Raw genomic sequence first — 12,888 nt, 5'->3', positions numbered from 1 at the left:
CGCCGGTGATCCGTGACACAACGGGCCATGACTTATGATCGGCAGTTGCGTCACACCCGTGCTGTGACCCTGCGACGATGCGGGCCGCACTGGAGCCCGTCGGGCGGGGCAGAGGCCGGGCCGCCCGAACAGCCTCGTTAGCAAGGAGAGTGCCGCCGCGTGGGTGATCAATCCGTCGATTTGTCGCCGGAAGCCTTGGCGAAGGCGGTCGAGGCTGCCCAGCATGCCATTGCCTCCGCGCAGAGTCTGGATGCGCTCGCACACATCAAGACCGAGTACCTCGGCGACCGCTCAGCGCTGGCTTTGGCGCGACAAGCGCTCGGCGGCCTACCCAAGGACCAACGTTCCGATGCAGGTAAGCGGGTCAACGTGGCCCGCAGCGAAGCGCAGCGCAGCTACGACGAACGCCTGGTCACGCTGCGCGCCGAGCGAGACGCCGCAGTGCTGGTCGCCGAACGCATCGACGTCACCCTGCCGTCGACCCGTCAGCCGACCGGCGCGCGTCATCCGATCACCATCCTCGCCGAGCACATCGCGGACACGTTCGTCGCGATGGGATGGGAGCTGGCCGAAGGACCGGAGGTCGAAACCGAACAGTTCAATTTCGATGCGCTGAACTTCCCGCCGGATCACCCGGCGCGCAGCGAGCAGGACACCTTCTACATCGCACCGGAGGGTTCCCGGCAGTTGCTGCGCACCCACACGTCGCCGGTACAGGTACGCACCCTGTTGGAGCGTGAGTTGCCGGTCTACATCATCTCGATCGGACGCACCTTCCGCACCGACGAACTCGACGCCACCCACACGCCCGTCTTCCACCAGGTCGAGGGGTTGGCTGTGGACCGCGGGCTGACCATGGCGCATCTGCGCGGCACGCTTGACGCGTTTGCGCGTGCCGAGTTCGGGCCTTTGGCGCGCACCCGGATGCGACCGCACTTTTTCCCGTTCACCGAGCCCTCCGCCGAGGTCGATGTGTGGTTCGACAACAAAAAGGGCGGCGCCGACTGGGTGGAGTGGGGCGGCTGCGGCATGGTGCACCCAAACGTGTTGCGCGCGGCCGGAATCGACCCCGAGGTCTACTCCGGTTTCGCGTTCGGCATGGGGTTGGAGCGGACCTTGCAGTTCCGCAACGGTATCCCTGACATGCGCGACATGGTCGAAGGCGACGTCCGGTTCTCGCTGCCGTTCGGGGTGGGAGCCTGATGCGCGTTCCGTACAGCTGGCTGCGTGAGGTCGTCTCGACCGGTGCTCCGGGTTGGGACGTAAGTCCCGCCGAGCTCGAGCAGGCCTTCGTACGCATTGGCCACGAGGTCGAGGAGGTGGTCGCACTCGGTCCGGTCGACGGCCCGCTGGCGGTGGGTCGGGTGGCCGAAATTGAAGAACTGACCGGTTTCAAGAAACCAATCCGGGCCTGCCTGGTCGACGTCGGTAACCCGGATCCTCAGGAAATAGTCTGTGGTGCAACGAATTTCGTGGTTGGCGACCTGGTCGTGGTGGCCCTGCCCGGCGCCACGTTGCCGGGTGACTTCACGATTGCCGCACGCAAGACCTACGGGCGCAACTCCAACGGGATGATCTGCTCGGCGGCCGAACTCGGGTTGGGCGCAGACCATTCCGGGATCCTGGTGCTGCCGCGGGGAACCGCCGAACCAGGAGCCGATGGTGCTGCGGTGCTGGGCCTGGACGACGTCGTCTTTCATCTGGCCATCACCCCCGATCGGGGTTACGGCATGTCTGTGCGCGGCCTGGCCCGCGAAATTGCGTGCGCCTTCGACCTGGACTTCGTCGACCCTGCAAACGTGGAGTCCCTACCCGCCGAGGGCGAGGCCTGGCCGCTGACGGTGGACGCCGCTACCGGGGTGCGCCGGTTCGCGCTGCGCCCGGTCACCGGCATCGACGCCGCTGCGGTGTCGCCGTGGTGGCTGCAGCGACGGCTCCTATTGTGCGGTATCCGCGCCACCTCACCGGCAGTCGACGTCACCAACTACGTGATGCTCGAACTCGGGCACCCGATGCACGCCCATGACCGCGCCCGCATCGCCGGGGGATTCGACGTGCGGTTCGCGCGTCCGGGCGAAACCGTCGTCACCCTCGACGACGTCGAACGAAAGCTGGAACCGGTCGACGTCCTGATCGTCGACGAGGTAACGACGGCGGCGATCGGCGGCGTGATGGGGGCAGCCAGCACCGAGGTGCGCCCCGATTCCACCGACGTGTTGTTGGAGGCAGCGGTCTGGGACCCGGCCGCGATATCGCGCACCCAACGACGGCTACACCTGCCCAGTGAGGCCGCCCGACGCTACGAGCGCGCGGTCGACCCGGCTATATCGGTGGCGGTGTTGGATCGCTGTGCTCGGCTGCTCGTCGACATCGCCGGGGGAGCGGCCGAACCCACCCTGACCGACTGGCGCGGAGACCCGCCAGTCGGCAACTCGGCTGCCGATTGGGCTGGGTCGCCAATTCAGATTCCGGCTGACCTTCCGGACCGCTTCGCCGGAGTGGCCTACGCCCCGGGGACCACCGTCCGGCGGCTGACCCAGGTCGGCGCCCGGACCGATCAGGACGGCGGCACGCTGACGGTCACGCCGCCTAGTTGGCGGCCCGACCTGCGACAACCGGCCGACCTCGTTGAGGAAGTGCTGCGGCTGGAGGGCCTGGAAGTCATCCCGTCGGTGCTGCCGACGGCTCCCGCGGGGCGCGGACTCACCGCCGTCCAGCAGCGACGCCGGGCAATCGGCAAGTCACTAGCCCTCTCGGGTTTCGTAGAGATTTTGCCGACGCCGTTCCTGCCGACCGACGTGTTCGACTTGTGGGGATTGCCGGACGATGACCCGCGGCGCCGCACCACCAGTGTGCTCAACCCGCTGGAGGCCGATCGTCCGCAGTTGGCCACTACCTTGCTGCCGGCGTTGCTGGAAGCGTTGGGACGCAACGTCTCCCGTGGTCTCAGCGACGCCGCTCTGTTTGCTATCGCCCAGGTGGTGCAACCGACCGAGCAGACTCGTGCGGTCGAACTGATCCCGGTTGACCGGCCACCCACCGATGTCGAAATCGCCACGTTGGACGCGTCCCTGCCCAGACAACCCCAGCATGTCGCCGCGGTGCTGGCGGGTCTGCGCGAGCCGCGCGGACCGTGGGGCCCAGGGCGTGCCGTCGAGGCAGCCGACGCCTTCGAGGCGGTACGGGTCATCGCGCGGGCCAGCGGAGTGGATGTCACGCTGCAGCCCGCCCAGCAGCTGCCCTGGCATCCGGGCCGGTGCGCGGAGGTGCTGGTCGCGGGGGCGGTAATCGGACACGCCGGCCAGTTGCATCCTGCGGTGATTGAACGCACGGGCCTGCCGAAAGGCACCTGCGCGCTTGAGCTGAACATGGACGCGATGCCCACCGCTGCTGTGTTGCCGGCCCCGCGCGTATCGCCATTTCCGGCCGTGTTCCAAGACGTCAGCCTGGTGGTGTCCGCCGACACTCCCGCGCAAACGGTCGAGGATGCCGTGCGCGACGGAGCGGGCGACCTGCTCGAACACATTGCGCTGTTCGACGTCTTTGTCGGTCCGCAGATCGGCGAGGACCGCAAGTCGCTGACCTTTGCACTGCGGTTCCGCGCGCCGGACCGAACCCTCACCGAGGATGACGCCAGCGCTGCTCGCGACGCCGCGGTGCAATGCGCCGCCGAGCGCGTCGGCGCCGTACTGCGCAGCTGATTGGCGTGCTGTAATCGCGAAAATCGCACAGGCCGTGGCTGTGCCCGCGCGGCCGCCGTCGGAATGCGGGGTGGGCCGCGGACGTTGCGGAAACGCGCGTTCCACTGCGATCGACGGCTCCGTAAATTTACTCGTTCAGTTTGCTGAGAGTTCTTGCCTTCGCGCGTAACATTCTTTCGGCAACCGCAGGATCCAACGCGCCTTCAGCGCCGTCGGGTAGGAGTCTGCATGACGAACGCTGCCAACCAACCGGACAACGTCATCGAGATCGCAGGCGCCGCCGGGGTATTGACGCCGAACCAGCCAACTCGTTGGTTCGAGCCACCGGCCCGAGAAATCTCCGAGACACAGTGGGAGCGGTTCCGTGCGTCGATCGCGGAAATCTTCACTGCGTTCGGGCTGGACTTGAATACGCCGGGAACCCGGGAGACCCCGAATCGGTTCCTCAAGGCGCTCTACGACATAACTGCCGGGTACGACGGCGATCCAAAACTTGCCACCAGCTTTCCGGCTGAGTGCAACGAGTCCATCGAAGCTGCGCCTGCGCAGGTAATAGAGGGGCCGATCGAGTTCAACTGCCTGTGCGAGCACCACGCCCTACCGTTCTTCGGAACCGCGTTCATCGGTTACATCGCAGGCGACCAAATCATCGGCATCTCGAAGCTGACGCGGCTAGTCCGGCTCTTCGCGCGCCGGTTCACTGTTCAAGAGCGGCTCGGCGAGCAGATCGCCGACGGGCTGGTAACGCTGATCGCACCGCGCGGGGTGGCGGTGCACCTGGAAGCCTCGCACCTCTGTACCCACGTACGCGGGGTTGAAGAGCATTCACGGACCACAACGACGGTCTGGCGAGGCGAGTTCGCGAACCCCGATCTGCGCCGCGAGTTCCTCGCCGAAGTGCGAGCGATGCGACGGGCCTAGTTGCTGGCGCTAGAGCGCCGCGCCCTATGGGTTGACGGGTGCGCCGGCCCTAGGCATCGCCTTCGAGGAATAAATCCATAATCGAGCCGCGTTGATCGGTCTCGATTGCGGTCCCGCGCTGCTAACTGTCAGTTTCCTGTGACTTCATGGAACTTACTTGCCAGTAGGGTATCTCAAGATAAATTCATTCTTGTGAACGTGACCACCGGTCACTATTCGGGCTAGTGAGGGAGATGGATATGTCATTCGTGTTGGCGACGCCGGAGCTGGTTGCTTCGGCGGCCCAGGACCTGGCCGGGATCAGCTCGGCGCTGGGCCAGGCGACCGCGGCCGCAGCGGGCCCAACATCGGCGGTCTTGGCGGCCGGCGCTGACGAGGTCTCGGCCGCGATCGCGCAGCTTTTCGGGACGCACGGCCAGGAGTTTCAGGCCATCAGCGCGCAGGCGGCGGCGTTCCACGAACAATTCGTGGGCTTGTTGAACGCCGGTGCCGGCGCGTACGCCAGTGCTGAGGCGTCGGCCACGCAGACCTTGTTGAGCGCGGCTTCTGCGCCGTCACTGTTTCAGGGCCTCGAATCCCTCGTCACGAGCACCTCGGCCAACCTGCACAGTCTGGAAAGCGCGATCGTCGCTAACCCGACGCCGTTGCTAAGTCAGTTGCTCAGCAACCAGCTCGGCTACGGACAGCAGATCGCGACCGGATTTGCCAACGCCGTCCAGAATCTCCCCGCAGAGTTGGCGAATGTGCCGGCCAGCCTCCAAGGTGCCGTCCAAGCTCTGGCCACGGCCAACCCGGGCGCGGTCCTGCAGGGAATCGTCAACAACCAGATCGGCTACGCCAATCTGATCAGCACCTCGTTGCAGCATGCCGGAACAGATCTGGTCACCGGGTTGGGTCAATTGCCGGCCAGCTTCCAGGCCGCAGGCCAAGCCTTTGCGGCAGGTGACGTCACAGGTGGTTTGCAAACTATCGGCGGCGGCCTCCTCAAGCCGTTCTTCTCGGGCTTTGAGGCCACCACGCTCGCGGACGGCACGATATCGATCACGCCTCTGGGCGCAGCGGGCGACCTGCTGCCCATCTTCTCCATCCCCGGACAGATGGCCCAGAACTTCACCAACTTGCTTCCGGCCGGCTCGATCCCCGCGCAGATGTCACAAAACTTCACCAACATCGTCAAGACGCTCACCGACACCAGCGTGACTTCGACTGCCAACGTGATCAATGACCCCGCGACGATCCCATCCGGGATTGGCTTCGGGCTCGATCTCAACACCCACATGGGGTTGCCGCTGGCGCTGGCTATTGACGCCCTGGGCGGACCGGTCAATGGGTTGAGCGCGCTGAATTCCAGCGCGGCCGCGTTCCTAAACGCGGCCCAGGCGGGGGACGTGCTGGGTGCCGCCACGGCAGCATTCAACACTCCGGCCGACGTGCTGAACGGGTTCCTCAATGGGCAAGTCACCGTGCCGCTGAACGTGACGGCACTCGGGTTCCCCACCACGCTCGACCTTCCGTTGTCCGGCATCTTGGTCAATCCGTCCCCGTACACGGCCGTGGCCGACTCCGGCTTCGGACTCCCGATCAACGGCGTAGTCACAGGCACACCTTTGGGCGGAATCGTGCCGGGTCTGCTGAACTTCCTGCCGCAAGAACTCGCGGCCGCGCTCGGCGGACCGGTTCCGGTGATCCCGCAGTTCCCGCCATTGGGGTAGCCGCTGGCAATACATCCGTTTTCCCTCGCGTGGATACGACTCCGATTTACGCTGCGTTCTGCCTGGATGACGATCAGCTGAATCGCGCAGCGAAGCGAGGGGGAGCCGACAATGTCCTATCTGATTACCACACCGGACCTCGTTTCGGCCGCAGCTGAAAACCTGGCAGGTATCCGTACGGCACTGGGCACCGCCGCCGCTGCGGCGGCGGGCCCCACCACGGGACTGGCTGCCGCGGCCGCTGACGAGGTGTCGGCGGCGGTCTCCCAGCTATTCGGAACCTACGGTGTCCAGTTCCAAACGCTCAGCGCGCAGGCGACGGCATTTCACGCGGAGTTCGTGAGCTTGCTGAATGGCGGCGCGTTGGCCTACGCCGCCGCGGAGGCCGCGAGCGCCTCACCGATGCAGGCCGTGCTCGACGCAGTCAACGCGCCCACTCAGACTTTGCTGGGTCGTCCGCTGATCGGCGACGGCGCTGACGGGACTGCCGGGATCGGATCGAATCCCGGCGGCAATGGCGCTCCCGGTGGACTGTTGTACGGCAACGGCGGCAAAGGCGGCGCTGGCGGACCGACCGGCGGCGCAGGCGGCGCCGGCGGGGCTGCCGGCTTGATCGGTAACGGGGGCGCCGGCGGAGTCGGTGGAACAAACGCGGCCGGCGGCAGCGGCGGCGGTGGTGGGTTGCTATACGGCAACGGCGGTGCCGGCGGAGCAGGCAATGGGACCGGTGCCGGCGGGGCAGGTGGAAACGCCGTGCTGTTCGGTAGTGGCGGAAATGGTGGAGACGGCCCGTCCGGTGGCACCGCGGGCCGCGCCGGAGTGTTCTTTGGCGACGGCGGCAGCGCCGGGGCCGGGTCTGGACAGGCCGGTGCCGACGGCGGATTCGTCGGAAACGGAGGTGCCGGGGGATCCAGCACAACGGCCGCCGGTGGTGCCGGTGGTAATGCCTTCTTCGGCAATGGTGGAGAAGGCGGCTCGAGCACCGCCGCCGCCGGTGGTGCCGGCGGAAGCACCATGGTGGGCCAGGGTGGAAACGGTGGTGCGGCCGGCGGCGCTATGAGCGCGGCAGGCGGCGCTGGCGGCAGCGTCGGACTGTTCGGCTCCGGTGGGTCCGGCGGCAACGGCGGCGGTGGCGCGGCTGTCCCGATTCCTCCTGGGCTAACCTTCGGCCTCGCGGGCGGAGCCGGCGGTGCCGGCGGCAGCGGCGGACTGTTCGGCGGGAACGGCGGGGCCGGTGGACACGGTGGCAACGGCGCGAGCACTAGTGTGCCGGCCTTGGCCGGCGGGGCTGGCGGAATGGGCGGAGCGGGCGGCAACGCCAGCTTCTTCGGTAACGGAGGTGCCGGCGGCAACGCTGGCGCCGGTGCCAGCGGCGGGCTTGGTGGCAGCGGCGGTGCCGGTGGTGCCGCCGGAAATGGCGGCACCGCGGGACTGTTGATCGGTAACGGCGGGTCCGGTGGGAACGGCGGGGCCGGCGGCATTGGCGGTTCCCTCGGGACCGGTGGAGCCGGCGGCGCCGCCGGCGCGGGGGCCGACGGTGGGCTGCTGTCCGGGAACGGTGGCGCCGGCGGGGCCGGTGGTGACGGCGGGCCCCGCGGAAGCGTAGGTGCCTCGGGCGGGGCCGGTGCTAACGGTGGTGACGGCGGCAACGCCAGGCTGTTCGGTCTCGGTGGGGCCGCTGGTGCCGGTGGGGCCGGCGGGACACCCGGTGGCGGTGCTGCCGGTACCCCGGGCAACCCCGGCACCAACGGGATCTTCGGCACGGCGGGCTCGCCGGGTGCAGCCGCGGTGTCCTTCTCCGCGGCGAGCAGCGACACGATCTTTGGGCCGTACGAAGACCTCTTTAACAACACCGTCGACAATCTGCGGCTTACGGGCAACACCTGGCTGGCTAACCCGGCGCCATTCCTGAGCCAGTTCCTGACCAACCAGTTCGACTACGCGTCGCTGAGCTTCACCGCATTCACTGACGCCGCCCGGGACTTCACGATCGGACTGGCCGGAATACCGGCCGGCCTGCAAACGGGCAACCTCGCAGGAGCGTTGGCTGGCCTCTTTGTCAGCGGTGTCGACGCGAGTGACTTCTCGAACATTCTGCTGACCGGCACAGTCGGAGACCTATTCCCGCTGCTGACAATCCCCGGCGACATTGCGCAGAACTTCACCAACGTGCTCACGACCGTGCTGGACACCAATATCGCCTTTGCAATTGACACGACAAGCTTTACCGGGGCCGCGACGTTCGGGTTGCCGCTGGCAATGACCCTCAACGCCGTCGGTTCGCCGATCACTACGGCGATGGCATTTGCCGACAGCACGAGCGCGATTGTCAGTGCGTTGCAGGCCGGAAACCTGCAAGCGGCAGCGACCGCATTCGTCGGTGCTCCGGCCAACATCGCCAACGGCTTCCTCAATGGAGAGGCGATGCTGCCGCTGGCGCTGCCGCTGGCGTCCACGGCGGGGATTCCGGTGACACTCGATATTCCTGTGGGAGGCATTCTTTCGCCGCTGCGGCCCTTCGTGGCTCACGTGGATGCCCCAGTCATTGGGCCGATTTCCATCACGCTTGGCGGAACGCCTACCGGCGGCATCATTCCCGCACTGCTGAATTACGCGCCCGGCCAACTTGCCAAGGCAATTGCGTAACTAGCATTTTGCGCGCCATCGCGCTTGGGCCAGCCGTCGCTGCCCGCGCGAGCGTGCACGGAGTGCCTGGCGACACGCCGCGGGCGGTGGCATTGTGCGCACGTTCGCGTTCGGGCCGGCCCGGCGGCCCCGCGAGCGCGTGCCCAAAGTGCCGGCGCCGCTGCGGCCGAACAGCAACCACGCGCTCGGGTAATTAGCGGACTTAATTGCCCCGTTCTCCCACGCGTGACGAGTTCGACAATTTAGGGTGGCTAATGACGTTTGGGGCCAATTAGTAGTGGGTACACCCGCGCGTACATCGGGTGTACGTCGAGGGGAGTTTCGTTATGTCTTTTGTGACCGCTAGTCCGGATCTGGTGTCGGCGGCCGCCGGGCAACTGGCAGGCATTCGCTCCTCCCTCGGCGCGGCCGTCGAGACAGCTGCTGGTCCAACCACCGGAATTGCCACTGCGGCCGCAGACGAAATCTCGCTGGCGATCTCCCGTGTCTTCGGCACCTACGGGCAGGAATTTCAGGCGCTCAACGCGCAGGCGGCATCGTTCAATGCTGAATTTGTTCGGTTGCTGAACGGTGGTGCTACCGCCTATCTCGAAGCCGAGATCGCCAACGCTCAGCGGACTCTGGCTGGTGCCGGCGTTGCGGCGCCTGCCGCGACCGACCCGTTCGGCGGTCTGCTGGGTCCGTTAGGTCCAATCCTGGGCGGCGGCACCAGCGGCGGCGGCACCACCACCGGTGGCGGTGGGGGCCTACTCGGCGGACTGCTTGGCCCGCTCAGCGGAGGGACCAGCGGGTTAAGCACACTGATCAGCGGTGCTGGCCTAAGCCCGCTGTTCAACAACGCCGGTCAGCAGCTAGGTTCGCTCATTTCCGGCTTCGCCAACGGCACCGGCGGCGCAGCGCTGACCAATGCACTTCAGGGATTCACCGGCCCGATCGGAACGATTCCCATCGTCGGTGACCTCGGACGCGTCCTGTTCCCAGGGTTGTTCGCACCTGCCGTCGTGACGGCTCCCACCCCGCCGATGGGCAGTGCCTGGCAGCAACTCTTTACCAACACGTCGAACAATCTGTCGGCTCTCGGCTACGCGATGAATCAGGATCCGTTCCCGCTGCTGCGGCAGATCGCGGCCAATCAGCAGGGCTACGCGGCGCAGATCAACTCGGATATCGCATACATCGCCGCGAACCCGGCGGTGTGGGCCGAGGCAAATCTCAGGTACCTCGCGACGGCCAACCCCGCGCTGGCGATCCAGACCGTCCTCACCGATCAGGTGAAATACGCCAACATCCTCGGTACTTCGCTAGCCAGGTTCGGCGCTGATGTCCAAGCCGGGCTGGGTCAGTTCCAGACCAGCTGGCAGGCGGTCAACCACGACATCGCAATCGGCGACTACAACGGTGCGGTAGAGGACGGGACGGCGGCGTTCCTCAACCTCTTCATCACCGGATTCGACACGAGCAACTTGAACGACATCAAGATCGTGGGCCCGGCGTCGGACCTGTTCCCGATCTTCGCACTACCCGGCCAGGAAGCTCAAACCTTCGCGAACTTGTTCCCGGGCAACAGCGTTCCCGGAAAAATGACGCAGAACTTCGCCAACATCCTCAATGCGTTCGCCGACACCAGCGTCTCGACAACCATCGGTTTCGAGTTGCAACCCACGCCCAGACTGTCCTTGGACGCCAATTTCGGGTTGCCGATGTCGGTTCTCTTCTCGGTACTCGGAGCGCCAGTCGCTGGCTTGGACGGATTCGCCACCGCTAGCTCGGTTATCGGGAATGGAATTGCGACGGGCAACATCGGCGCAATCGCCGCCGGAATCGTGGACTCCCCGGCTTATGTACTCGACGGCATGCTCAATGGCACGACAATCGTCGATTTGACCATGGGGGTGAAGCTGTCAAGCGTTCCCGTGCTGGGGCCCGTAATCGATCCCCTCTTGGGTGACGTCTCGATACCTATCGAGATGCATTTGCCATTCAATGGGTTGCTCGTTCCGCCGCAGCAAGTGACAGCGACGGTGCCGCTAAACCTCTTCAACATCATCGACATCCCGATCAATTTGACCCTGGGCGGCACACCGTTTGCCGGGCTGGCAAACACATTGCTGGTCTATACACCCCGCCACCTCGCGGACGTGATAACGCCCGTTTAGGCCTTCACAACGCGCTAAAAGCTCGACCAAAGCAGTCCTTGGAGCATATGCTCCGCTCGTCGGTGTTTTTGCACGGCGGGAGGTCGGGACGTGTCGTTCGTCAGTGTCGTGCCGCAGATCCTTGCCACAACGGCGGCTGATCTGCAGCGAATCGGGTCGGCGGTAAGCGCCGCGAACTCTGTGGCTGCGGCCTCCACAACCGGGATCGTCGCAGCCGCAGCCGACGAGGTATCGGCGGCGATCGCCGCAGTGTTCTCCGGCAATGCCCGCGCGTATCAGACTGCGAGCGCACAGGTCGCGGCATTTCAGTTCGAGGTCGTGCACACCATCAACGCCGCGGGTGGCGCCTATGCGGCCGCCGAGGCGGCCAACGCATCGCCCATGCAAGCAGTACTGGATCTGATCAACGCACCCACCCAGATGCTGCTGGGGCGGCCATTGATCGGCGACGGCGCCGATGGAACCGTCGCGGGCGAAGCCGGCAAGGACGGTGGCCTGCTCTTCGGCAACGGCGGCAACGGCGCACCCGGTGCGGCTGGCCATGCAGGCGGGGCCGGCGGTAACGCGGGTCTGATCGGCAACGGCGGCAATGGCGGGGCTGGCGGGGCAGCACTGTCCGGCGGCTTGGGCGCCCGCGGCGGCAACGGCGGCAATGCAGGATGGTTGCTCGGCCAGGGCGGGCACGGCGGCAACGGCGGAATAGGCGCCCTCGGAACAGACGCCGTCAACCCCCAGCCCGTTGCCAGCCCGAGCGCCCCGGGAGCCGCGGCAGGTCCCGGCGCTGTCGGAAGTCCAGACGGCGATCCCACCGGCGGCGCAAGAGGCATAGACGGGGGTGAGGGGCACCAAGGGCAAACCGGGGTGGCGGGCGCTGTCGGCCAGATCGGGGCGGCGGGCGGTCCCGGCGGCGACGGAGGTGACGGAGGTTTCGCGTTCAGCAAGGGCGGCCGTGGAGGGCAAGGCGGAATCGGCGGAACCGGTGGCGCAGGTGGCGAAGGCGCCCCCGGTGGCACCGGCGGGGACGGTGGCGTCGGCGGCGATGGCGGCAGCACCGGCATCGCGACTTTCAGTTCAATCGGCGGAAACGGTGCTGGCGGTGGCACGGGTGGGACCGGCGGTCAAGGTGGCGCAGGCGCGGTCGGCGGCCAAGGCGGCACGGGTGGGACGGGCGGCGCCGCGGGCTTCGGCGCGGGCGCTGAGGACGGGTTCGCTGGCGCTGGGGGCATGGGCGGAACCGGTGGCATGGGCGGGACGGGCGCCGACGGTGGCCAGGGCGGCCAAGGCGGCATCGGCGGTCTGCAGTCTGACGGAATTACGCGCGCTGGCGGCGGCCCTGGCGGGACGGGCGGCGTCGGCGGGACCGGCGCCGTCGGCGGTGCAGGAACCGCCGGTGGGGCTGGCGGCAACGGTGGGCGCGGCGGCCTGCGATTCGGCATCGGCGGCAACGGCGGTCTCGGCGGTCTGGGCGGTGCGGGTGGTGCCGGTGCGGCGGGTGGCGACGGAGGCTCCGGTGGGATCGGCGGGCCCGGGGCGCCGGGCGGCCACGGTGGTGACGGAGGCACTGGCGGCTCTGGTGGCGACGCGGGCGCCGGCGGCGACGGGGGCCATGCCGGCGCGGGTGGGCTATTCGGAGGCGCAGGCGTCGGGGGCTCTGGCGGTGACGGCGGCACCGGCGGGTTGGGCGGAGACGGTGGCCACGGCGCGCACGGCACCGCTGCCCTCTTCGACGGTGGCGCGGGGGGTATCGGCGGA

At 67.2% G+C, this 12,888-nt stretch carries 7 protein-coding genes; all 7 read left to right on the top strand.

What is annotated here, in order from left to right:
- Positions 1–159 precede the first annotated feature (159 nt).
- Entirely contained in the window at positions 160–1,203 is a 1,044-nt protein-coding gene (gene pheS, locus A5634_RS07860) for a phenylalanine--tRNA ligase subunit alpha (protein WP_065143493.1), read from the top strand.
- Positions 1,203–3,701: a phenylalanine--tRNA ligase subunit beta gene (gene pheT / locus A5634_RS07855; protein ID WP_065143492.1), complete on the top strand. Its 2,499-nt coding sequence runs from the start codon at positions 1,203–1,205 to the stop codon at positions 3,699–3,701. The genes pheS and pheT overlap by 1 nt, the downstream gene beginning before the upstream one ends.
- 228 nt (positions 3,702–3,929) lie before the next feature.
- Complete coding sequence (folE, locus tag A5634_RS07850) at positions 3,930–4,622, top strand: GTP cyclohydrolase I (protein WP_081290272.1); 693 nt, start codon at positions 3,930–3,932, stop codon at positions 4,620–4,622.
- A gap of 239 nt (positions 4,623–4,861) precedes the next feature.
- Positions 4,862–6,334, top strand: coding sequence for a PE family protein (locus tag A5634_RS29870; RefSeq protein ID WP_065143491.1), 1,473 nt, complete (start codon positions 4,862–4,864; stop codon positions 6,332–6,334).
- Positions 6,335–6,445: 111 nt separating this feature from the next.
- Positions 6,446–8,980 carry a PE family protein gene (locus tag A5634_RS07840; protein ID WP_065143490.1) on the top strand — a complete coding sequence of 845 codons (2,535 nt, stop codon included), beginning with the start codon at positions 6,446–6,448 and terminating at the stop codon, positions 8,978–8,980.
- 326 nt (positions 8,981–9,306) lie between these two features.
- Positions 9,307–11,136 carry a PE family protein gene (locus A5634_RS07835; RefSeq protein ID WP_065143489.1) on the top strand — a complete coding sequence of 610 codons (1,830 nt, stop codon included), beginning with the start codon at positions 9,307–9,309 and terminating at the stop codon, positions 11,134–11,136.
- Between the two features lie 90 nt (positions 11,137–11,226).
- The coding region (locus A5634_RS29865; RefSeq protein ID WP_065143488.1) for a PE family protein at positions 11,227–12,888 on the top strand (1,662 nt) is incomplete at its 3' end.

It is taken from the genome of Mycobacterium asiaticum (assembly GCF_001673365.1).
GTDB lineage: Bacteria > Actinomycetota > Actinomycetes > Mycobacteriales > Mycobacteriaceae > Mycobacterium > Mycobacterium asiaticum_A.
Note: the sequence above shows the minus strand (reverse complement) of the source record. Positions and strands in the feature narration are given on the sequence as shown.

Bases quoted from the DNA above. Each gene is read 5' to 3' on its own strand.
- A5634_RS07840 (WP_065143490.1), top strand. From the start codon at position 6,446: ATGTCCTATCTGATTACCACACCGGACCTCGTTTCGGCCGCAGCTGAA.
- A5634_RS07835 (WP_065143489.1), top strand. From the start codon at position 9,307: ATGTCTTTTGTGACCGCTAGTCCGGATCTGGTGTCGGCGGCCGCCGGG.
- A5634_RS29870 (WP_065143491.1), top strand. From the start codon at position 4,862: ATGTCATTCGTGTTGGCGACGCCGGAGCTGGTTGCTTCGGCGGCCCAG.
- folE (WP_081290272.1), top strand. From the start codon at position 3,930: ATGACGAACGCTGCCAACCAACCGGACAACGTCATCGAGATCGCAGGC.
- pheT (WP_065143492.1), top strand. From the start codon at position 1,203: ATGCGCGTTCCGTACAGCTGGCTGCGTGAGGTCGTCTCGACCGGTGCT.